The following is a 21,629-nucleotide window of genomic DNA, read 5'->3' as shown; positions in this document are numbered from 1 at the left end:
GCGGAGCGCGAGCCCCGCCATCGGTGAATCAATGCTGCGTTTTGCGGCGCGCCGTGTAGCCGACTGCCGCCAGGCCGACGCCCAGCATCAGCCAGGTCGAGGGTTCGGGTACTGCGGAGATCAGGCCAGGGCCGCCGATCGTCGCGCTGTAGAAGCCATATTCCGGATCGTCGGAACCGGTGACGATGAAGAAGTAGGTGGAGCCGGTTTCGAGGTCCGCCGCGAAGGCAGCCGTGGTGGACGAGACGTTGTCGTCGCTGCCGGTGACGAAGTTGGCCGTGGTATCGGCTGGATCGAAGCTGTTCTCAAACAGCAGGATCGCGGCGTCGTATTCGGCTGTTACCTGGAAGGTGTATTCGCCCGCGGTATCGACCGTGAACGCGTATTGGGTGTAAGGAATCGCGCTGCCCGGGAACGCCCACGGTGTCAGGTCGAGGGTCGGGCCGCCGGTGGTGTTGCCCGTATGCGTCGTGATTTCAGCGTTTGCTGTCTGTGTAACACCGATGAACAGTGCGCTCGCAGCGACCGCCGTACGCAGGAACTTCGTGATTTTCATGTCTTCTCTTGCTCCAATGATGAGTTTTTTTTGCCGAAGAGTTATCTCAACGGTAGGGCAAGTATTGCATGACTTTTTTACATGTATGCGCAGAGGTTTAAGCTTTATTTAAGTATGTGGTTATGATGTTTTTTATGAAAAATAAGAGTTTCTTTTTGGAAGCTTCTCCAGAGGGAAACGTGTGCGAACTGATGAATAGAGAGTGCACATGCAGTGTTGGAAATTAGCGACACTGCGTTACGCCGCAGTGTTGTTGACAGGGGCGTGCGCCTGGACAGCGTGCGGTGGGGCAGGACGACGGCGGGGCGCCAACGTGAAAAAACCCGCACGCGGCGGGTTTTAGCGGAACGACGCAGGCTTGCTCAGGCGCTGTGACGGCGGCGGGCCAGCCACCCCAGCATGCCACCGCCGACGAGCAACATGCCCCAGGTCGACGGTTCCGGCACGGCCGACACGTGCAGGTCGTCATAGGCGTATGCGCCGTTATTACCGATCAATTCCACGCGGGCGATTCCAATGCTTGCCACGCTGAGCTGCGTCCAGTTCGTCGAGAAATCCGCTACCGCGCTGTCGAGCAGCGTGCCGGCTGCATCGTAGGCGTTCATCGTGAACGTTCCGCCGAAGCTGCTGGCACCCCAGATCGACACGAATGCCGATGCGGTGGCGAACGCAATATTCTCGACATTGCCGGTCGTCGGGGCATTGAACGCCAGGAAGTTCGTGCCGCTGAGGGCGTCGAAGCCGAAGTTGCTTGCCTGGTCGAGGATATAACCGCCGCGGGTGTTTTGCGGGGTCGTGGTGCCGCTGAAGGTAATGCCGAGTGGCGCGTAGCGATCGGTGAGCGGGGTGCTGTAGATGAACAGCGAGCTTTCGGCCTGTTCGTCGAAATTGAGCGTGGTCGCGGCACTGGCGGCGCTGGCGGCGAGGAGAGCGGTGGCGGCGAGGGCGAGGACGGATTTGACGAAGGCCATGATTGATCCCGGGTTGAAAGTTGAGAATTTATCATGGTAATTAATCATATGCAATTATTATTTCTGAAAGAATATGTTTGTCTACAGAATGTGTTGCCAGATGAATTCCGGCGTGAGCTATCCGTAGCGGCAAGGTCGGCAGACGCGCGGGGGATGGCTGGGCGTACTGATATACTGTATAAAACCACAGTACAGTTTGCGTCATGAGTAACTTTTATCCTCCATCGCTCACGAAAGAGCAGCTTCACGAAATAGGCCTGCGACGGCATGAGCCGGCGCCAGGAGATGTCCAGGCATTGCTATGGGAAATTGCGCGCCTGCGTTCGATTGCCACCAGGGCGCACCAGTACCTCATCGGACCTGATGGGCTAATCGAAGATGTGCTGCGGCGCGAGCTGGACGAGTGTGCATGTGTGAAGGAGCAACAGCGCGTGCGGGAGGAGGGGGGCAGGAAGGAGTGAAGTCAGTCGTGAGGGGGCAATAGCGCAGGACTAGTTCATGCGGCCCAGCACATTCCGCGGCTTAGGCTACTGTGGCGATTCGCGCAGGAAGGGCAGATTAAGGAATGCTTTGCACAGCGGATAGTTGATTAAGCCGGCACCGGGATATAGGCTTAGCCGGAGCATTGTATCGATGGTGTGATCACACGCATTTGAAGTTGATTTCCGCCGACGACATTCGCGCGAAGGGAATGGCGTTTTGCGAGGTAGCTGACAGCAGTTCGATGCGCTTGCCGGACTTTGCACAGAACTGATTGGCTTCGCCGATGATCTCGGCCTTCACCCTCGCTCCAGGTACAGCCAGACCACCAGCACTTTGCTTCGTGATCATGTATGTATCGGCGCCGGTTTGAACCGGGCCGCTGGACGAGCACGCTACAAGACAAAGCAAAATTCCTGCTATCGATAGAATGTTCTTCATTGCCATCCTTATGTTTGCCGACGTAAGCGTGGTTGCGCAGAAGTATATCGCGTTGTTTGTTGGCAAAGCCTCACACATTGTCACCGTTCTCCATTAACTTCGAAAGCCCCGTCGCCCGGAGAGACGACGCTGGCGAATTGAGTGGATGGGTAAGGCTCTAGCAAGCCCGCCGGACGGTGGCGGCCTCGCGGAGCGAGGCCGTGAATGGGCAATCGGAAACCCGTGCGCTTACAAGCACATGTCGCTTGGCGGCACCGAGCGGTGCTATTCGAAACCTCGCAAAAGTCCATATGCTCTCGCTGGCAAGCGGGTGGCCGCTCCACGGGCAGGCCGCAGGCGGCCTAATTCCCCGTTCCGCCGTCCGTCGGAGACGGACGCAAACTGGATTACCAAAGTCGAAACCATAGAACAGAAGAAAATGGCCTAAGCAAGCTTGGGCCATTTTCTTCTGTTCAGTGGTGGAGACGGCGTGAATCTGCAATCTCCACTAACACATCACGTAAGAGATAGATTCCTTTAACTTCCCCCAGGCGGTTTGGCTCGCAGGTGTACCCATTTGGACTACTTGCTTGCGATTGTAGCTGGGCATTAAGATAACCGTGCTGTAAAAGTCGGCTTCTATCGATGCTTGCAGTACTCTGCAGGGTTGCGCTGTTGGAATGCCATAATTCTGACAAATCATAACTGTTGTGATATGCATTTTTGCTGGGGTTTGTACGCGATTAAAAGAAGTTAACTTTAGACTTCCTGTATAGTTCTCGTAATTCCATTGTCCTACTATATAGTAGGGTAACCTCAAAATTTATGTAATTTTTTCGTCCATAAGATATCATAATGAATAATTTACGTCCGCTTACTGTTATTGTATCTGAAATAGAAGGGTGCTTTTCGGAGCATAAGCATTCTTTGGATATGCCGTTATATGATTTGGTGTATCAGATAGGTGTTCCAAAAGAGAAGCGTTTTTCGTATCTAGGTGCCATGAAAGAGTTGTTTCTAAGAAATGATGTAGTGGCTACTACAATATCTTATGAAAATTTCCAGAAAAAAACAAACGAATTTGTTTTAAAATCTCGGAGAGATGGTGAGCAACATTCTGACTCAACTATCAAGTCGTACTTGCAGAGCTTGATAAAAAGACCGATAGGGTCGATGAGAGTTTTTACTGAACTTTCAGGGACTTCGCTGAAAACGGAAAAGCCAATAGATTTGGGTGTGTACAGAATTTATGACGTAAAAAAGCATTCACAAGAAATAGCTGGCGATAGTTTTCAGTCGCATGATGGTCTCCACTTAGAATTTGGTGGGGCAAGTACACTTATCTCTGTAGTTGTTCAGGCACGAGATGCTGTATTGGCGCAAGAGGCCGGAGCGTCAATGTTTAAGCAGTTTGAAAGTGCTCTATCCTATATGATAAATAATAGGACATCTGGCTCAGGTGTGCGTGTGTCGTCGGGTGGTCGATTTCAACGTATTTATGCTTGTTCGCCTGATGGTGAACGGTCTGGACGAGCGCAAAAACTTGAATCTGGCGTTCAGCCTGATATTGGAGATCATTATTTCTGCTCAGCGGAGCTAGGGCATAAATATTTCTGGGAAATCACTAGCATCGATAAAAAAAATCGAAGTGAAGTGCAAAATCGTCTAGTGGCTGCAGTCGATTGGGTAGGGCAGGCTCTACTCGAGCGCTCAAGCGAAAATTCTCTGTTGAAGGCTGCGATTTCCGTTGAGATTCTTTTTAACGCAGATAAAGACCAAGTTGTCCGAACTATATCTGAATCAGTAGGGCAGATTTGTGGTGAGAATCCGGAATCAAAAATGCATATCGAAAAAGAAATTAAAGGTCTTTACACGCTACGTTCTCAGCTAGTGCACGGTGGGAAGCATACGGTGACGCCACAAGAAGCTCATGATTTTGTTAATTACGCGGTAAATTGTGTTCACCTTATGCTGACAGAGCCTGATCTGGTTTTCCTTAAAACAAAGAAAGACTTAGCTGAGTACTTTGCTCGCTTACGCTACGGTTACAAAAGTTAACTCGTGATTACTGTCTGATATTAGCCTACTTATTCGCAGTGCTGCTCAGCAAAGAATTGTTAACCTATTTGATGGCTAGCCAGCCAAAATTGATGGACAGTAGCTCTCGAGCGTAGTACTTATAGCTAGGACCTTGTATTTGTAACGCCAGCTTTCGACGGCTGCGACGCTTCCCGCGCTAAGCCATTGGCGCCTCATGTTGCAAGCCGACAAATAAGCGGGTGCTGCGCCGATCCTGAATAGGAGGACGTGTGAAGGACTGTTTCTTTTGCCGACTTTTTGAGCTGTTGTTTTCACCTCCCGGCAGCTCATTTTGACCCATTTGCTTCTCTAACGATCAAGAACATGTACACGGCGTATACAGGTGTTAGGTTTTCGGATAGCAGCGTGCGCGCGTAACGCGGTGCGGATTACTCAAAATAGCGTGACTAAAGCCTCTCCGATTTGTTGTCATGTGGAAATAACAAAGCAAGGAGCGGACAATCGTCGTAATTCAACTACAAAGATTGCTTTCAAGAATTCCTTAAGATAAAGTGCTACTTCTGCAATCTGTGTATCCAACCATTGTTGACTGTGCTACATCTATATAATCCAAGAAATTGAACACCTCTATGCCACTACCATTAGATCTTATTGGCCTCCTCAGCGCTCCACACCCCAAGAAAATTTTTGAACGCTTGCTGAAGGAAAAAGAACGGAAACCGAATAAAGCGGTATGGTCTTTGACAAATGAGATTTTGCCCGTAGATTTATATTGCTACTTGTCAGTAAAATTCGGGAGACCAAACGGCCCACAAAATTTTTTCCGGAACGATGATTCAGACAATCTTATACATTGGGACTGGATGCTGGATCACCCAACTGGGCATATCAATTTTCTTGGAACCAACTTTCGAACAGAGATTTGGGTTTCTGGCGATTTTTCACTTGAAAAGGAAGATTGCCATGAACTAGTTAAGCTCATCAAGGATGACTTCAAGAATCATGGCAGAGAAATGTCAGAGGCGAGAAAGTCCCTTGAAAAATGGGCTGAATTTGTAAATCCATATCAACGCTTAAGCCGTTCGGTTGAACAGATGCTGAGCGAGATTCGTAAATTGGATCTACAGCCTGAAACGCAAAGTTTGCCCGATTTTGCGGATGATGAGGAGGCATTTAAAGAGAGTTGGGGGGAGGCTCTTGGCCGCTACAGCAAGGGCTTAGGTCTTTGTTTCGGAGTCAGGTCCATGCTGCCAGTTATGGCTGAGGCCTACGTAAATTTCTTGCTTTTCGTTTTAATGCGAGCTGAGCTAAAAACCGATAATAGACTTCGAGAGAATACGCTTCGGCAGCCAATTGATATTAGGGTGAAAAGCTTACACATGACTTGCGTCGGCTTCGAGAAGCCCATCGACTACACAACTTCACAGTGTAAGGCATATCACAGTCTTGTGAATGAACGAAACGACCTTCTGCACGGGAACGTTGTTTTGGAAAAGCTAAAGTTCAATGACGTTTATTTCAACGGAAAGGTTCCCATTTTTAGCGAATACCGGAGTATGTGGAAAAGAACCGTCGGAGTTGAAATAGATGCTGTCGGGCTACATCGGCTTGAAAAAGAAGTTGAGGTGGTTCAATCGTTTATAGAATATATTACCTCATGTCTTCAGCCTGAGGTTCAAAAGACTATAAAATATGTGGCACAAAAACGGGAGCTGGGATGGAATTCGAAAACAGGAGGGATAAGCGTACTGTTTCCCGACCATTTGGCCGATTTTAAGGTCGGGTTTGGGGGGGCTATAAAGCAAGACTCCTATTCTACTTAAAACCTCAGGTCGTCACGTTTAGTATCGATTTGATGCTGAGTGAATGCTCCAATTCCGCTATGGCTGGGACACGCGTCCTTGAGCTACAGTCAGCCCGCAAGGCTCTCCGCCGTGATTAACTGATCGGGGACCCAGCCCCTTGAGAATCACTTCTCGTACACCACTCCTGGGGACGCCATCTCATACACCACTCCTGGGGACACATTCCAGCGTTGCACTATATGGGCCAAGTAATCCGCGTAGTTGGGGTCCGAGGTCGATACCGTACCGATGCCGAACGTGAGCTTCCTATTAGTGATGTGACTAATGCGCGCGGCAATTCGCCCCCTCGACAAAGCCGGTTAGTCGGCGCCGCGGTCTTGCCAGCGCTCCAACGGAATCCGGATCAACTTGGAGCGGTACTTGAACATGCAGGATAGGCATCCGGCCAAAGGCAGGGGTTTGCGGAACCAGAGAACAAATGAAGAGGGCACAAGCAAGCCCGCCGGGCGGTAGCGACCTCGCGGAGCGAGGTCGTGAATGGGCGAATCGGAGAGCCCCGCGCTGGTAGGCGCGGGTCGGATTTGCGGCAGCGAGCGGTGCTCGCCGAAACCCCGCAAATCCCCCGCGTCCGTCGGAGACGGACGCGGAATCAATACCCGGAGTCGGAACCAGAGAACAAAAGAAAACGGCCCAAGCAAGCTTGGGCCGTTTTCTTTTGTTCGGTGGTGGAGACGGCGGGAATCGAACCCGCGTCCGCAAGCACTCCACAGACAGTTCTACATACTTAGCACTATCAATTAATTTAACCGGAACAACGGGGACGTGCACCCTTTGTTCAAGCGAGTTACCTTAAATTTCGGAAGCAACCAAGTAACCCGGTTGAGTCCTAGCCTCTGTAAATGACTCCACAGCTTTTAACGGCCCACCCCAGAGGCGAGGTGTTGTGGAGCTAACAGCGATTAAGCTGCCAGTGCGTACGAGTTATCGTTTGCAGTTAGTTTGTTTCTGGATGTATTTACGAGGTGACCAGCCCTCGGTATGCCCTGTTCTGCTTTGCAACCCACGTCGAAGCCAGGTCGTCCCCACAGAAGGAAAGAGCATTGTACCCCAAAGCGGCGGCCAGTGCATGCGAATGCAGCGCGGCTGTGCAGGTTACGGCGCCATTTAAGCACCGGTTAAGTGGTTGATCGAGTGTCGAGCAAGCGCCGCCCGAGTGCCTGCTGAGCGTCCTGCGAGCGCTGCCTGGGTGTCGCCTCAGCACCGACCGAGTGCGGGCGAAGCCCGGATCAGGCGCGCAGGGCAGGCAAAGGCCGAGCGTTGTCGGCCAGCCGCTGGATGACAGGAGCGCCGGCCGTGAACGAGCACTCGAACAGGTGGCGGCGCGAGCGGCCGGCCTGGGGGGATTCGAGGTCGTAGAACCCGTCGGCACCCTGGAAGCCCAGGTCGACCGTCAGCTTCGTCAGGAAATACGTGTATTGCAGCTCGGCCAGGTGATCGCGCCGGTTGCCCAGTTCGATCTCGCTGCGCAACCGCGACGTGGGGCCCTCGAAATAGCCGATCAGGGCGCCTTCCAGCAGATCCACGTGGGTGCGCATCGATGCTTCTTCGGAAAGGTCGGTCGCGGCCGTCTCCACCTTCACGTCGAAACGCTGGATCAGCAGGAACATGTCGCTTTCCACCATGCCAGCGTCGCGTGCCCGGTTCACCGCCATGTGATGGCCCTTGGCCAGGCGGCCGGCGGGATCGTGCGTCTGGCCCACGTAGAGCACGGTGCCGGGAAACGCCAGCCCCGTATCGTAGCGCTGCACCAGGTCGTGGATGCTGAGCGTTTCCACCAGCGCACCCCAGTTCAGCAGCAGGAACTTGTCCTGCACCTGCACGAGCGGTTTCTTGTAGGTGGCTTCGAAGGGAACGTCGAGGTCGATGGTGATCGTACTCTTGCGCTCTTCCGCGCCGATCAGCACGGGAATGGTCAGCTTCAGCGAGAAAAAGCTCCAGCTGACGCTGCGCTGCAAGTCGAAGCGCAGGCGCGGGCGGGCGACGAGGAAGTACAGCAGGCGCTTTTCCATCGTGCCGTCGATGGCGAACTGCATGCGGCGCAGGTAGCGGCCGACAGGGTCGCGGAAGTCCGGCAGCGGACTGCCGTCCACCAGCAGGTCATACCAATAGAATTTCGTCTCTGCTACCGTGGCTGTCCAGACTTGCGGCGCACTGCTGCGCGGAATATGAGACGGTTCGGTCGCGTTTTCGCCAGGCATTGCTGCCTCCCCGGTGAAAGTTGCTGGTTAATTAATACGTGTTACCTCTATGGTACGACGATTACTTAACTTAGGGCAACTTGAATTGGGTGATCAAGCCGCCAGCGTTACGCCGCCAACGGACGCCAGCACGAGTGCCAGCAGTGCTTCCGGCGTATCGACCAGGTGGTCCGCTTCCCAGCTGGCCGGTTCCGATGCGCCACAATAGCCCCATTGGCACGCCACCGTCGTCATGCCGGCGGCGCGGCCGCCCTGGATGTCGCGCAGGTCGTCGCCCACGTACCAGCATTGTTCAGGCGCCACGCCGATGCGGCGCGCCGCTTCCAGCAGTGGGGCAGGGTGCGGTTTCGCATGCGGCGTCGTGTCGCCCGAAATGACGCAGGCGGCGTGATCGAGGCCGATCATCGGCATCAGCGGATCGGTGAAACGGGCCGACTTGTTGGTGACGATGCCCCATGCCAGGCCGGCGTCCGCGAGGCCGGCAAGCAGGGTGCCGACGCCGGGGAACAGCGAGCTGTGCACCATCATCGCGTTTTCGTAGTAGCTGAAGAATTCATCGCGCAGCGCCACGAAGCCTTCATCTTCCGGCTGCAACCCGAAGGCGGCGCCGATCATGCCACGCGCGCCGTGCGATGCGGTGGGGCGCAGGATGTCGTACGGCGTGGGCGCCAGGCCGCGGTCGGTGCGCAGCCGGTTGACGGCGGCCGCCAGGTCGGGGGCGGTATCGGCAAGGGTGCCGTCGAGGTCGAACAGGATGGCGCGCGGGGCGGTCGTGAAGCTCATGGTCGGAGTCGTTCAATTAAGGGCGGCCGGGCGGCCGCCCGGGGTCATTCAGGGCGAGTGCACGACATCATGTAGTTCACACTGGTGTCGTTGTTCAGCGAATAAAACTTGGTCAGCGGGTTGTAGCCCAGCCCCTTCAGGCTTTCCACCTGCAGGCCGGCGCTGCGCACATATTGCGACAGCTCGGCCGGCGTGATGAATTTTTCGTAGGTATGCGTGCCCTTCGGCAGCATGCGCAGCACGTATTCGGCGCCGATCACCGCGAACAGGTAAGACTTCGGATTGCGGTTCAGCGTGGAAAAGAACACGTGGCCGCCCGGCTTCACCAGCGTGGCGGCGGCGCGCACGATCGCGGCCGGATCCGGCACGTGCTCGAGCATTTCCATGCAGGTCACCACGTCGTACTGGCCCGCTTCCTCGGCTGCCATGTCCTCGGCGGCGATCAGCTTGTAGCGCACTGGCACGCCCGATTCCAGGCTGTGCAGGTCGGCCACCTTCAGGGCGCGCTTCGACAGGTCGATGCCCGTCACGGTGGCACCCTTCTTCGCCATCGATTCGGACAGGATGCCGCCGCCGCAGCCGATGTCGATCACGTTCTTGCCCGCCAGCGGGGCGCGCGCGTTGATCCATTCCAGGCGCAGCGGATTGATGTCGTGCAGGGGACGGAATTCAGACGTCGGGTCCCACCAGCGGTGGGCCAGCTCGCTGAATTTTTGCAATTCAAGTGGGTCGGCGTTTGCGTTCATGACGCGAATCATAACGGGTATTTGCCAGCAGCCAAAGCACAGCTGGAAAATGTGCTCTCGGAAATGTTGCCAAAAATCGGGGACAGAAAGGAGTACTGGCATGCATGCCAGTACCGCTTGGCAGGCCTGGAGCAGGCTCCAGGAAACCCCTGCCGCGCCCCCAGTGTTGTGAGCTACCAGCAGGCGCGGCTGTGGGATGGGCAAAAAAAATCCCGCCGAAGCGGGATTTTGTGGCGTGAGCCGGAATTACTTGTTGCGGGTACCGACGACTTCGATTTCCACGCGGCGGTTCTTCGCGCGGCCTTCGGCGGTCTTGTTGTCGGCGACCGGCTGCTTCTCGCCCTTGCCTTCGGTGTACACGCGGTTCGCGTCGACGCCCTTCGACAGCAGGTATGCCTTCACGGATTCGGCGCGGCGCACGGCCAGCTTCTCGTTGTAGGCATCGGTGCCCACGGAGTCGGTGTGGCCGACGGCGATCACGACTTCCACGTTGATGCCGCCCAGCTTGCCCGACAGCTCGTCCAGCGCCTGCTTGCCTTCCGGCTTCAGCACGGCCTTGTCGAAGTCGAAGAACGCATCGGCGTTGTAGCTGACTTTTTCAGACGTCGGCACCGGTGCCGCGGCTGGGGCAGGTGCCGGGGCAGGGGCCGGTGCCGGAGCGGCCGGCGGCGGCGGTGCCACGCACTTGCCGTTTTCCAGGCGCTCGGGTTCCACGCAGATCGGCAGGTCGCAGCCTGGCACCGCGTCGGCCGGCGTCCAGTAGCCGGTGCGCCAGCACAGGCCGAACGGGTTGCGGGCGATCACGCCGCGCTGGTCCTGCACGTAGGCGCTCTTCGGCTTCGGCGCCTGGATATCCTGGGTCACGGGCGCGAAAGGCGGCGCGGTCGGCTTGTCTTGCGCGACTGCGGTGCCAGCAAGGACGGCCGACGCTGCGAAGATGCTGGAGATCAATTTTTTCATGTTTTTGTTTCCTTTCGGTGTGTTATCGGCAGCCTGCGCCGCGCGACGTACGTTGCATATTGCTAAAGTGCGAGCGGCGCGAATACTAACATGTGGCTCGGTATTGGGTCCCCGACCCCGGCGATATCCGATGAGGCGCGGGGAGGTGACTGCCGATTTGCGATTCAGCCAAGTTTGTATTTCCGTCATTTTGCCATACGCGCTGGCATCGCACGAATCGCGCTCGGACCCGGCCGCCTGTCGCATTCGACCAAAATGTTGTGTTGTTGCAACGGCCATGGCGTTGAGCGGCGATGATAAGGCGTGAATATGTCGGCACGATTACATGTCGATTCTGCACCGTCCCCGGCGGACGTGGCGCGCAGTGGCTGAGAGGAAAGTTGCGGATCGGCCGGGGTACATGGCCGCATGGTAAAATCCCACGATTGTCTGCGGTCCCAAGCAGCCTGAACCAACGTCAGAGAAGATCGACCCGCCAATGGATCAATTCGCAAAAGAAACAATCCCTATTTCCCTCGAAGAAGAGATGCGCAAGAGCTACCTCGATTACGCCATGAGCGTGATCGTGGGCCGGGCCTTGCCGGATGCACGCGATGGCCTGAAGCCGGTACACCGTCGTGTGCTGTTCTCCATGCACGAAAGCAATTACCACTACAACCGGCCGTACGTGAAGTGCGCCCGCGTGGTGGGTGACACGATGGGTAAATACCACCCGCACGGCGATGCGTCGATCTACGACACGCTGGTGCGGATGGCACAGGACTTCTCGCTGCGCTACACGCTGGTGGATGGCCAGGGTAACTTCGGCTCGATCGACGGCGATGCCGCGGCGGCCATGCGTTACACCGAGTGCCGCCTCGACAAGATCGCCGGCGAACTGCTGGCCGACATCGACAAGGAAACCGTCGATTTCCAGCCGAACTACGACGGCAAGGAAAAAGAACCGACGGTGCTGCCGACGCGCGTGCCGAACCTGCTGATCAACGGCTCGTCCGGCATCGCGGTCGGCATGGCCACCAACATCCCGCCGCATAACCTGGCCGAAGTGATCAGCGGTGCGCTGCACGTGCTGGCCAATCCGGATTGCACGGTGGACGAGTTGATCGAGCTGATCCCGGCGCCGGACTTCCCGACCGGCGGCACGATCTATGGCGTATCCGGCGTGCGCGACGGCTACCGCACGGGCCGCGGCCGCGTCGTCATGCGCGCCAAGACCCACTTCGAGGAATACGGCAAGGACGGCGGCCGCATGGCGATCATCGTCGACGAGCTGCCGTACCAGGTCAACAAGAAGTCGCTGCTCGAGCGTATCGCCGAGAACGTGCGCGACAAGAAGCTGGAAGGCATTTCCGACATCCGTGACGAGTCCGACAAGTCGGGCATGCGCGTGGTGATCGAGCTGAAGCGGGGCGAAGTGCCGGAAGTGGTGCTGAACAACCTGTACAAGCAGACCCAGTTGCAGGACACCTTCGGCATGAACATGGTGGCGCTGGTGGACAACCAGCCCAAGCTGATGAACCTGAAGGACCTGCTGTCGGTGTTCCTGTCGCACCGCCGCGAAGTGGTCACGCGCCGCACCGTGTTCGAGCTGCGCAAGGCGCGCGAGCGCGGCCACGTGCTGGAAGGCCTGGCCGTGGCGCTGGCCAATATCGACGACTTCATCGCCATCATCAAGGCCGCGCCCACGCCGCCGCTGGCGAAGACGGAGCTGATGGCGCGCGCATGGGATTCGTCCCTGGTGCGCGAAATGCTGGCCCGCACGGGCGACGGCGGCATCGTCGACATCAATGCGTTCCGCCCCGAGCACCTGCCGAAGCACTACGGCATGCAGGCCGATGGCCTGTACAAGCTGTCCGACGACCAGGCGCAGGAAATCCTGCAGATGCGCCTGCAGCGCCTGACCGGCCTGGAACAGGACAAGATCGTCAACGAATACAAGGACGTGATGGCGCAGATCGCCGATCTGCTGGACATCCTGGCCAAGCCGGCCCGCGTGACGGCGATCATCAGCGACGAGCTGACCGCCGCCGTCACCGAATACGGCGCGAAGGACGTGCGCCGCTCGACGATCGAGCACAACGCCACCGACCTGGAAACGGAAGACCTGATCACGCCGCAGGACATGGTGGTCACGCTGTCGCACATGGGCTACATGAAGGCGCAGCCGATCTCCGAGTACCGCGCCCAGAAGCGCGGCGGCCGCGGCAAGCAGGCCATGGCCACCAAGGACGAGGACTGGATCGACCAGCTGTTCATCGCCAACACGCACGACTACATCCTGTGCTTCTCGAACCGCGGCCGGATGTACTGGCTGAAGGTGTGGGAAGTGCCGCAAGGCTCTCGCAATTCGCGCGGCAAGCCGATCGTCAACATGTTCCCGCTCCAGGACAATGAAAAGATCACCGTGGTGCTGCCGTTGTCCGGCGAAAACCGCACCTTCCCGGAAGATCACTACGTGTTCATGTCCACCAGCCTGGGCACCGTGAAGAAGACGCCGCTGAAGGATTTCAGCAACCCGCGCAAGGCCGGCATCATCGCCGTGGACCTGGACGAGGGCGACTTCCTGATCGGCGCCGCGCTGACCGACGGCAAGCACGACGTGATGCTGTTCTCCGATGCCGGCAAGGCGGTGCGCTTCGACGAGAACGACGTGCGCCCGATGGGCCGCACGGCGCGCGGCGTGCGCGGTATGAACCTGGACGAAGGCCAGAACGTGATCGCGCTGCTGGTGGCCGAGAACGAGCAGCAGACCGTGCTGACGGCCACCGAGAATGGCTACGGCAAGCGCACGCCGATCACCGAGTACACGCGCCACGGCCGTGGCACGAAGGGCATGATCGCGATCCAGACCACCGAGCGCAACGGTAAAGTCGTGGCCGCCACGCTGGTCGATCCGAGCGACGAGATCATGCTGATCACGACCGGCGGCGTGCTGATCCGCACGCGCGTTTCCGAGATCCGCGAGATGGGCCGCGCCACCCAGGGCGTGACGCTGATCGCCGTCGAGGATGGCACGCACCTGTCGGGCCTGCAGCGCATCGTCGAGGCGGATGCCGACGAGGTGGATGCCCTGGCGGAGGCCGCGGCCGGTGCCGTGGCCGATTCGGCGCCGGAGGCCGCGGCTGGCGATTCGCCAGCCGGCGATTCGCCAGCCGCTGATTCATCTGACGCAGACCCATCAGCAGAGTAAGTACAGCCCGCGGGCCCCGTCCGAACCACCGGACCGGGCCCGCGGTTTTTTGTCCCACTGGTCCCACTGAACGGATGCCCTGAACATGAAAAAAATCGCTGCAACCCTGCTCGTATCGCTGGCCTGCGCCGGCGCCTTCGCCCAGAACGCGCCGGCACCGCTCACCACCCAGGCACCGGCGCCGGACCCCAAGGCCGCCGCCGCTGCGCGCGAACTGCTGGATGCGATGAATTACCGCGCCACCACGGCAGCGGCCATGAAGCAGATGACCAACAACATGCCGGCCATGATGCGCTCGGGCGCGGAAGGTTCGATCCGCAACAACCCCAAGTTGTCGGAGAAGGAAAAGGCCGACAAGCTGGCCGAGCTCGACAAGATGGTGCCGCAGGCCGTGAACGCCGTCAAAAAAGTGCTGGAAGATCCCAAGCTGGCCGACGAGATGATGGCCGAAGTGGTGCCGCTGTACGCGCGCTACTTCACGGCCGACGAGATGAAGCAGCTGGCCACGTTCTACCGCACGCCGATCGGCAAGAAATCGCTGCAGGTGATGCCGCAGCTGATGGGCGAGGGCATGCAGGTGGGCCAGCGCGTCATCGGTCCCCGCATCAACAAGCTGATGCAGGAACTCAACCAGCAGCAGCTCAACCAGCAGCAATCGAAGAAATAAGGAGCCGCGCGTGACGACCATCTACAACTTCTCCGCCGGCCCGGCCGTACTGCCGAAAGAGGTGCTGCAGCAGGCCGCCGCCGAGATGCTGGACTGGCACGGCAGCGGGATGTCCGTGATGGAGATGAGCCACCGCGGTCCCGAGTTCATTTCGATCTACCGCCAGGCCGAGAGCGACCTGCGCGAGCTGCTGGCCGTGCCGGACAATTACCGCATCCTGTTCATGCAGGGTGGCGGTTTGTCGCAGAACGCGATCATCCCGATGAACCTGGTCGGCAGGAAGGGCCCGGGCGCCACCATCGACTTCGTCCACACGGGTTCGTGGTCCGGCAAGTCGATCAAGGAAGCCGCGCGCTACGCCAAGGTCAACGTGGCGGCATCGGCCGAAGCCAGCCGCTATACGGTGGTGCCGCCCCAGTCGGAATGGAAGCTGACGCCGGATGCGGCCTACCTGCACCTGTGCACCAACGAGACCATCGACGGTGTCGAGATCGACTTTGCGCCCGAGGTGCCGGCCGGCGTGCCGATCGTGGCCGACATGTCGTCGCACATCCTGTCGCGCCAGGTCGACGTGTCGAAATACGGCCTGATCTTCGGCGGCGCGCAAAAGAACATCGGCCCGGCCGGCGTCACCGTCGTTATCGTGCGTGACGACCTGATCGGCCATGCGCTGCCGGCGTGCCCGTCCGCGTTCGATTTCAAGAACGTGGCCGACAACGAATCCATGTACAACACGCCGCCCACGTACGGCATCTACATCGCCGGCCTGGTGTTCCAGTGGCTGAAGAAGAACGGCGGCGTGGCGGCGATGGAACAGCGCAATATCGAGAAAGCCAGGCTGCTGTACGCGGCACTGGATGCGGACGACTTCTACCAGAATCGCGTCGCCCCCCAATACCGCTCGCGCATGAACGTACCGTTCTACCTGCGCGACGAATCGCAGTACGAGGCATTCCTGGCCGGCGCGAAGGCGCGCGGGCTGCTGCAGCTGAAGGGCCACAAGTCCGTCGGTGGATTGCGCGCATCGATCTACAATGCGATGCCGATCGAAGGCGTCCAGGCGCTGGTCGATTATCTGAACGAGTTTGCAAAGCGGTAGTTCCTGCAATCGATGACGCAGCGGGACTACCGGCTGCGTTAGCCCCAAGGGCGTAACCCTGGGGTCGGACCCGCCGGGTCCGACCCCGGCATCTGCCTCGGGGGTATGCATGAGCAATCGTTTCGCTACCAGATCCCAAGCAAAACCATGACAGACAAACTGAAACCCTTGCGCGACCAGATCGATGCGATCGACGCGCAAATCCTGTCCCTGCTGAACCAGCGCGCCAAGGTCGCGCAGGAAGTGGGGCATGTGAAAGCCGAAACCAACGCCCCGGTGTTCCGCCCCGAGCGCGAAGCCCAGGTGCTGCGCAGCGTGGCCGAGCGCAATCCCGGCCCGATCGGCGATACCGAGGCGCAAACGATCTTCCGCGAGATCATGTCGGCCTGCCGCGCGCTGGAAAAGCGCGTGACCGTCGCCTACCTGGGCCCGTCCGGCACGTTCAGCGAACAGGCGGTCTACCAGCAGTTCGGCCATGCCGTCGAGGGCATGCCGTGCGCTTCCATCGATGAAGTGTTCCGCGCCACCGAGGCCGGTACCGCCGAGTTCGGCGTGGTGCCGGTCGAAAACTCGTCCGAAGGCGCCATCAACCGCACCCTCGACCTGCTGCTGCAGACACCGCTGATCATCAGCGGCGAAGTGGCGATCGCCGTGCACCACAGCCTGATGAGCAAGACGGGCACGATGGGCGGCGTGACGGCGATCTGCGCCCATTCGCAGGCGCTGGCCCAATGCCAGGTCTGGCTCAACGAGCATTATCCGCACGTGGAGCGGCGCGCCGTCGCGTCGAACGCCGAAGCGGCGCGGCTGGCCAGCCTCGATCCTTCGGTGGCCGCGATCGCCAGCGAGATCGCCGGCACCCAGTACAACCTGGGCATCGTCAACAGCCACATCCAGGACGATCCGCACAACCGCACCCGCTTCGTCATCGTCGGCCAGCTGCAGCCGGGGCCGTCCGGCAGCGACCGCACCTCGCTGGTGCTGGCCGTGCCGAACAAGGCCGGCGCCGTGTACCAGCTGCTGGCGCCGCTGGCCAAGCACGGCGTGTCGATGACGCGCTTCGAATCCCGTCCCGCGCGCGTGGGCACGTGGGAGTACTATTTTTATGTCGACATCGAAGGCCACGTCCAGAACCAGGCCGTGACGCAGGCGCTCGCCGAACTCAAGGGGAACGCCGCCTTTTTCAAGGTGCTGGGCTCTTACCCGACCAGCCTGAACTGACGCAGTTGAACCCTAGAGAGAAAATTTATGTCCAAGCAATTTGGTCCAGCGCATTTTGGCCCCGATTATGTCCGCGCGATCGCTCCCTACCAGGCGGGCAAGCCCATCTCGGAAGTGGCGCGCGAGTTCGGCCTCGACGAGGCAAACATCGTCAAGCTGGCATCCAATGAAAACCCGTTCGGCGTGCCCGAATCGGCCCAACAGGCCATGGCGAAGGCGGCAAGCGACCTGGGCCGCTATCCCGATGCCAATGCCTTCGAACTGAAGCAGGCCCTGTCGCAGCGCTACGACGTGCCGCCCGAGTGGATCACGCTGGGCAACGGCTCCAACGACATCCTGGAAATCGCCGCCCACGCGTTCGTGGAGCGGGGCCAGTCGATCGTCTACGCCCAGTACTCGTTCGCCGTGTACGCGCTGGCCACCCAGGGCGTCGGCGCGCGCCATGTCGTGGTGCCCGCGAAAGACCATGGCCACGACCTGGACGCCATGCTCGACGCGATCGAGGAAGACACCCGCCTGGTCTTCATCGCCAACCCGAACAACCCTACCGGCACCTTCGTGCCGGGCGCCGAGATCGAAGCCTTTTTGCAAAAGGTGCCGTCCAACGTGGTGGTCGTGCTGGACGAGGCCTACAACGAATTCCTGGCCGAAGAGAATCAGTATGAATCGGCGAGCTGGGTGCGCCAGTACCCGAACCTGCTGGTTTCCCGTACGTTCTCCAAGGCCTATGGCCTGGCCGGGCTGCGCGTCGGCTTCGCGCTGGCGCAGCCGCAGCTGACGGACCTGATGAACCGCATCCGCCAGCCGTTCAACGTCAACTCGCTGGCGCAGGCCGCCGCGATCGCCGCCCTGAACGACAAGCAGTTCCTGGAGAAGAGTGCGCGCAACAATGCCGCCGGCTACCGGCAGTTCGTCGAGGCGTTCGAGGCGATGGGCCTGCAGTACGTGCCGTCGTACGGCAACTTCGTGCTGGTCAAGGTCGGCGACGACCTGGCCGCCGGCGCCCGCGTCAACCTGGCCTTGCTGAAGCAGGGCGTCATCGTGCGCCCGGTGGGCAACTACGGCCTGCCCGAGTGGCTGCGCATTTCCATCGGCCTGCCGCAGGAAAACGCCGTGCTGATCGCCGCCTTGCAGAAGGCGCTGGCGGACGACCGTGCTGAATAAGATCGTCGTCTACGGCGTCGGCCTGATCGGCGGCTCGTTCGCGCGCGCCCTGAAGGCGGCCGGCGCCGTGCGGCACGTGGTCGGCATCGACCGCTCCGAAGCATCGGCACTGCGCGCGCTGGAGCTGGGCATCATCGACGAGGCAGTGGTGGGAGCACAAGCGGATGCGGCAGCGGAAGCGGCAGCCATCCGGAGTGCCGATCTGGTGGTGCTGGCTACGCCCGTCGCGCAAACCGCGCGCATCCTTGAAGGGCTGCTGCCGCATCTCGGCGCGCAGACCATCGTCACCGATTGCGGCAGCACCAAGGCCGATGTCGTGGCGGCGGCGCGCGCCGTGCTGGGTGATCGCATCGGCCAGTTCGTGCCGGGCCACCCGATCGCCGGGCGCGAGACCAACGGCCCGGATGCGGCGATCGCCGACCTGTACATCGGCAAGAAGTTCGTCGTCGCGCCGCTGGCCGAGAACGCACCGGAAGCGGTGGCACGCGTGACCGATGCGTGGCGGACCTGCGGGGCGATCATCCATCGCCTGACGCCGGAGGAGCACGACAAGGTGTTCGCTTCCGTCAGCCACCTGCCGCACCTGCTGGCCTACGCGCTGGTCGACGATATCGCCGGCAAGCCGCACGCCGACCTGCTGTTCCAGTACGCCGCCAGCGGCTTCCGCGACTTTACCCGCATCGCCGGCTCGTCGCCGGAAATGTGGCGCGACATCAGCCTGGCCAACCAGGCCGCGCTGCTGTCCGAACTGGACGCCTACATGGCGCAACTGACGCACCTGCGCGAACGCCTGGCGGCAGGCGACGGCGCCACCCTCGAAGCCGTGTACGGCAACGCGCAGCGCGCGCGCCGGCGCTGGATCGAGGCGATCGAGGCGGCGGAAGCGCCGCCCCCAAAAGACACCGCAGAATAAAAGGATTTCTATCATGGCTGAATTGAATCACCCGCCGTTCATCGACCTGAAGCCGGTGATGCACGTGGAAGGCGTGGTCCGCCTGCCGGGCTCCAAAAGCATCTCCAACCGCATCCTGCTGCTGGCCGCGCTGGCCGAAGGCGAAACCAAGATCGTCGACCTGCTCGATTCCGACGACACGCAGGTGATGCTGGCCGCGCTGCGCACGCTGGGCGTGGAATGGAAGGAAGAGCCGCAGGAAGCTGTCAACGGCACCGCGCGCACGATCCACCGCGTGCAGGGCGCCAACGGCAGCTTCCCGAACCGCCAGGCCGATCTGTTCATGGGCAATGCCGGCACCGCGATCCGCCCGCTGACGGCGGCGCTGGCCGTGATCGGCGGCGACTACAAGGTGAGCGGCGTGCCGCGCATGCACGAACGCCCGATCGGCGACCTGGTCGACGCGCTGAACGCCGTCGGCGCCAGCATCGAGTACACCGGCAATGCCGGCTTCCCGCCGCTGCATATCCGCGACGGCCAGTTCAATACGAACAAGCTGTCGGTACGCGGCAATGTGTCGAGCCAGTTCCTCACCGCGCTGCTGATGGTGGCGCCGCTGATGGCGCATTCCCATGCGGTGACGATCGAGGTCGAGGGCGAACTCATTTCCAAGCCGTACATCGAGATCACGCTGAACCTGATGCGCCGCTTCGGCATCTCGGTGGAGCAGGACGAATGGCAGTCGTTCACGATCTCGTCCGGCCAGCGCTACCAGAGCCCGGGCAACATCCATGTCGAAGGCGATGCCTCGTCGGCGTCGTACTTCATGGCGGCCGGCGCGATCGCCGGCGGCCCGGTGCGCGTGGAAGGCGTGGGCCGCGATTCGATCCAGGGCGACGTGCGCTTCGTGCACGCGCTGCAGGAAATGGGCGCGCAGATCACGATGGGCGACAACTGGATCGAAGCGAAATCCTCCGGCCCGTTGAAGGCCATCGACGCCGACTTCAACCACATCCCGGACGCCGCGATGACGATCGCGATCGCTGCGCTGTACGCCGAAGGCACCAGCACGCTGCGCAACATCGCCAGCTGGCGCGTGAAGGAAACCGACCGCATCGCCGCCATGGCCACCGAGCTGCGCAAGCTGGGTGCCGAGGTGGAAGAGGGCGCCGACTACCTGAAGGTAACGCCGCCGAAGGTGCTGTCCGCCGCCACCATCGATACCTACGACGATCACCGTATGGCGATGTGCTTCTCGCTGGCTTCGCTGGATGGCGCCGCCCGGCGCGGCGCGGACGTGCGCATCAACGATCCGAAGTGCGTGGCCAAGACCTTCCCCGACTACTTCACCGCCTTCGCCGGCATCGCGCACGACGCGAAGTACTAATCTCCAGCAAGCCGTTGGCGTAATTCAACCCAGCGGCAACTGCCGGGGTCAGACCCGTCGGGGTGAAGCAGGGGTTTCGCGAAGAATGCTTCGCGCCTGCGGAACGGTGCTGGCATGCAGGCCAGCACTCCACCCTGACCCCAGGGTTTGCTTCTGGGGTTGATTTGGCGCCACCAACGCTCTGCTTATCACAGCCGCCGGGTTAAAATCCGCCCCATGCCTACCTCCCACATCCCCGTCATCACGATCGACGGCCCCACCGCATCCGGCAAGGGGACCGTTGCCCACAAGGTCGCCGACAAACTCGGCTTCCACCTGCTCGATTCCGGTGCGCTGTACCGCCTGACGGCGCTGCAGGCGCTGCGCCGCGGCACGCCGCTGACCGATGAACATGCTCTTGCGAAACTTGCCGAGCACCTCCATATCCACTTTTCGGGCGACGCGATCTTCCTGTCGAACGAAAACGTGAGCGACGCCATCCGAGCGGAAGAAGTCGGCAATACGGCATCGAAGATCGCCGCATTGCCCCCCGTGCGCCAGGCGCTGTACGGCTTGCAGCTGAGCTTTCGCAAGGCGCCCGGCCTGGTGGCTGATGGCCGCGACATGGGCACGGTAATCTTTCCACATGCGCAATTAAAAGTGTTCCTGACCGCAAGTGTGGAAGCGCGCGCGGATCGCCGCTATAAGCAATTGATCGGCAAAGGAATTTCTGCTAATATGGACGACCTCCTGATGGATTTGCGAGCGCGCGACGACCGGGATACGCACCGGGCCATCGCACCTCTCGTCCCCGCAGAGGGGGCGCATGTACTCGATACCTCGAACATGACGGTGGAAACCGCCGTAGAACAGGTGCTGGGATGGTATGCGGCCGCCGGGAGGTAGCGAGTAGTAAGGCTATGAAGCCATGCAAGGGTTTAAAGCCATGCAAGGCTTTCAAGCTATGTTGTAGAGCAGGAGCTGCGGCGTGCTCTGTCCGTGCGCAGCGTG

At 59.8% G+C, this 21,629-nt stretch carries 17 protein-coding genes and 1 other RNA gene; 10 read left to right on the top strand and 8 right to left on the bottom strand.

The annotated features are described in order from the left end of the window. Window positions 1–28: 28 nt before the first annotated feature. The 3 genes from EYF70_RS31405 to EYF70_RS21440 form a co-directional block, all read right to left on the bottom strand. Window positions 29–556 (bottom strand): FxDxF family PEP-CTERM protein, encoded by a 528-nt coding sequence (locus tag EYF70_RS31405; protein ID WP_218943711.1) that lies wholly within the window; start codon window positions 554–556, stop codon window positions 29–31. A gap of 362 nt (window positions 557–918) precedes the next feature. Beyond that, window positions 919–1,527 carry a PEP-CTERM sorting domain-containing protein gene (locus EYF70_RS21445; RefSeq protein ID WP_165497757.1) on the bottom strand — a complete coding sequence of 203 codons (609 nt, stop codon included), beginning with the start codon at window positions 1,525–1,527 and terminating at the stop codon, window positions 919–921. 642 nt (window positions 1,528–2,169) lie between these two features. Then, complete coding sequence (locus EYF70_RS21440; protein WP_131147216.1) at window positions 2,170–2,448, bottom strand: hypothetical protein; 279 nt, start codon at window positions 2,446–2,448, stop codon at window positions 2,170–2,172. Between the two features lie 834 nt (window positions 2,449–3,282). On the opposite strand from EYF70_RS21440, the gene EYF70_RS21435 reads away from it, so the two are divergent. Both EYF70_RS21435 and EYF70_RS21430 read left to right on the top strand, forming a co-directional pair. Next, window positions 3,283–4,485, top strand: a complete 1,203-nt coding sequence (locus EYF70_RS21435; RefSeq protein WP_131147215.1) for a HEPN domain-containing protein — start codon at window positions 3,283–3,285, stop codon at window positions 4,483–4,485. A 611-nt stretch (window positions 4,486–5,096) separates the two neighbouring features. Next, a complete protein-coding gene (locus tag EYF70_RS21430; protein WP_131147214.1) occupies window positions 5,097–6,290 on the top strand; it encodes a hypothetical protein in 1,194 nt (397 codons plus the stop codon). 705 nt (window positions 6,291–6,995) lie between these two features. On the opposite strand, the gene ssrA is transcribed toward EYF70_RS21430, so the two are convergent. The 5 genes from ssrA to ompA all read right to left on the bottom strand — a co-directional run bounded on the left by ssrA (window position 6,996) and on the right by ompA (window position 11,019). Continuing rightward, window positions 6,996–7,356: a transfer-messenger RNA gene (ssrA, locus tag EYF70_RS21425) on the bottom strand. A gap of 202 nt (window positions 7,357–7,558) precedes the next feature. Continuing rightward, window positions 7,559–8,530, bottom strand: coding sequence for a hypothetical protein (locus tag EYF70_RS21420; protein ID WP_131147213.1), 972 nt, complete (start codon window positions 8,528–8,530; stop codon window positions 7,559–7,561). A gap of 93 nt (window positions 8,531–8,623) precedes the next feature. Beyond that, window positions 8,624–9,313: an HAD family hydrolase gene (locus EYF70_RS21415; protein ID WP_131147212.1), complete on the bottom strand. Its 690-nt coding sequence runs from the start codon at window positions 9,311–9,313 to the stop codon at window positions 8,624–8,626. A gap of 44 nt (window positions 9,314–9,357) precedes the next feature. After that, window positions 9,358–10,059 (bottom strand): bifunctional 2-polyprenyl-6-hydroxyphenol methylase/3-demethylubiquinol 3-O-methyltransferase UbiG, encoded by a 702-nt coding sequence (gene ubiG / locus EYF70_RS21410; RefSeq protein ID WP_174800423.1) that lies wholly within the window; start codon window positions 10,057–10,059, stop codon window positions 9,358–9,360. Window positions 10,060–10,305: 246 nt separating this feature from the next. Then, window positions 10,306–11,019 carry an outer membrane protein OmpA gene (ompA, locus tag EYF70_RS21405; protein ID WP_131147211.1) on the bottom strand — a complete coding sequence of 238 codons (714 nt, stop codon included), beginning with the start codon at window positions 11,017–11,019 and terminating at the stop codon, window positions 10,306–10,308. Between the two features lie 478 nt (window positions 11,020–11,497). Here ompA and gyrA point away from each other — a divergent pair, with 478 nt between their 5' ends. From gyrA to cmk, 8 genes are all read left to right on the top strand, one after another. Beyond that, entirely contained in the window at window positions 11,498–14,209 is a 2,712-nt protein-coding gene (gene gyrA, locus EYF70_RS21400; protein ID WP_131147210.1) for a DNA gyrase subunit A, read from the top strand. A gap of 85 nt (window positions 14,210–14,294) precedes the next feature. Then, window positions 14,295–14,876 carry a DUF2059 domain-containing protein gene (locus EYF70_RS21395; protein WP_131147209.1) on the top strand — a complete coding sequence of 194 codons (582 nt, stop codon included), beginning with the start codon at window positions 14,295–14,297 and terminating at the stop codon, window positions 14,874–14,876. A 10-nt stretch (window positions 14,877–14,886) separates the two neighbouring features. Continuing rightward, on the top strand, window positions 14,887–15,975 hold the full coding sequence (gene serC / locus EYF70_RS21390; protein ID WP_131147208.1) for a 3-phosphoserine/phosphohydroxythreonine transaminase: 1,089 nt from the start codon (window positions 14,887–14,889) through the stop codon (window positions 15,973–15,975). A 147-nt stretch (window positions 15,976–16,122) separates the two neighbouring features. Beyond that, window positions 16,123–17,196, top strand: coding sequence for a prephenate dehydratase (gene pheA / locus EYF70_RS21385; RefSeq protein WP_131147207.1), 1,074 nt, complete (start codon window positions 16,123–16,125; stop codon window positions 17,194–17,196). A gap of 27 nt (window positions 17,197–17,223) precedes the next feature. After that, on the top strand, window positions 17,224–18,360 hold the full coding sequence (hisC, locus tag EYF70_RS21380) for a histidinol-phosphate transaminase (protein ID WP_131147206.1): 1,137 nt from the start codon (window positions 17,224–17,226) through the stop codon (window positions 18,358–18,360). After that, on the top strand, window positions 18,350–19,273 hold the full coding sequence (locus EYF70_RS21375) for a prephenate dehydrogenase (protein WP_174800422.1): 924 nt from the start codon (window positions 18,350–18,352) through the stop codon (window positions 19,271–19,273). Before hisC ends, EYF70_RS21375 begins: the two co-directional genes overlap by 11 nt. 13 nt (window positions 19,274–19,286) lie before the next feature. Continuing rightward, window positions 19,287–20,639 carry a 3-phosphoshikimate 1-carboxyvinyltransferase gene (gene aroA / locus EYF70_RS21370; protein WP_131147205.1) on the top strand — a complete coding sequence of 451 codons (1,353 nt, stop codon included), beginning with the start codon at window positions 19,287–19,289 and terminating at the stop codon, window positions 20,637–20,639. Between the two features lie 216 nt (window positions 20,640–20,855). Beyond that, complete coding sequence (cmk, locus tag EYF70_RS21365; protein ID WP_131147204.1) at window positions 20,856–21,524, top strand: (d)CMP kinase; 669 nt, start codon at window positions 20,856–20,858, stop codon at window positions 21,522–21,524. The last annotated feature ends 105 nt before the right edge of the window (window positions 21,525–21,629 follow it).

The sequence above is a fragment of the Pseudoduganella albidiflava genome (genome assembly GCF_004322755.1).
Taxonomy (GTDB): Bacteria; Pseudomonadota; Gammaproteobacteria; order Burkholderiales; family Burkholderiaceae_D; genus Rugamonas; species Rugamonas albidiflava.
This window is presented reverse-complemented; position numbering and strand designations above follow the sequence as displayed.

Excerpts from the sequence above, each read along its gene's own strand:
- EYF70_RS21420 (WP_131147213.1), bottom strand. The coding sequence starts at position 8,530 with ATGCCTGGCGAAAACGCGACCGAACCGTCTCATATTCCGCGCAGCAGT.
- EYF70_RS21445 (WP_165497757.1), bottom strand. The coding sequence starts at position 1,527 with ATGGCCTTCGTCAAATCCGTCCTCGCCCTCGCCGCCACCGCTCTCCTC.
- EYF70_RS21430 (WP_131147214.1), top strand. The coding sequence starts at position 5,097 with ATGCCACTACCATTAGATCTTATTGGCCTCCTCAGCGCTCCACACCCC.
- gyrA (WP_131147210.1), top strand. The coding sequence starts at position 11,498 with ATGGATCAATTCGCAAAAGAAACAATCCCTATTTCCCTCGAAGAAGAG.
- ubiG (WP_174800423.1), bottom strand. The coding sequence starts at position 10,059 with ATGAACGCAAACGCCGACCCACTTGAATTGCAAAAATTCAGCGAGCTG.
- aroA (WP_131147205.1), top strand. The coding sequence starts at position 19,287 with ATGGCTGAATTGAATCACCCGCCGTTCATCGACCTGAAGCCGGTGATG.
- ompA (WP_131147211.1), bottom strand. The coding sequence starts at position 11,019 with ATGAAAAAATTGATCTCCAGCATCTTCGCAGCGTCGGCCGTCCTTGCT.
- EYF70_RS21435 (WP_131147215.1), top strand. The coding sequence starts at position 3,283 with ATGAATAATTTACGTCCGCTTACTGTTATTGTATCTGAAATAGAAGGG.
- EYF70_RS21440 (WP_131147216.1), bottom strand. The coding sequence starts at position 2,448 with ATGAAGAACATTCTATCGATAGCAGGAATTTTGCTTTGTCTTGTAGCG.
- EYF70_RS31405 (WP_218943711.1), bottom strand. The coding sequence starts at position 556 with ATGAAAATCACGAAGTTCCTGCGTACGGCGGTCGCTGCGAGCGCACTG.
- cmk (WP_131147204.1), top strand. The coding sequence starts at position 20,856 with ATGCCTACCTCCCACATCCCCGTCATCACGATCGACGGCCCCACCGCA.
- EYF70_RS21395 (WP_131147209.1), top strand. The coding sequence starts at position 14,295 with ATGAAAAAAATCGCTGCAACCCTGCTCGTATCGCTGGCCTGCGCCGGC.
- pheA (WP_131147207.1), top strand. The coding sequence starts at position 16,123 with ATGACAGACAAACTGAAACCCTTGCGCGACCAGATCGATGCGATCGAC.
- EYF70_RS21415 (WP_131147212.1), bottom strand. The coding sequence starts at position 9,313 with ATGAGCTTCACGACCGCCCCGCGCGCCATCCTGTTCGACCTCGACGGC.
- hisC (WP_131147206.1), top strand. The coding sequence starts at position 17,224 with ATGTCCAAGCAATTTGGTCCAGCGCATTTTGGCCCCGATTATGTCCGC.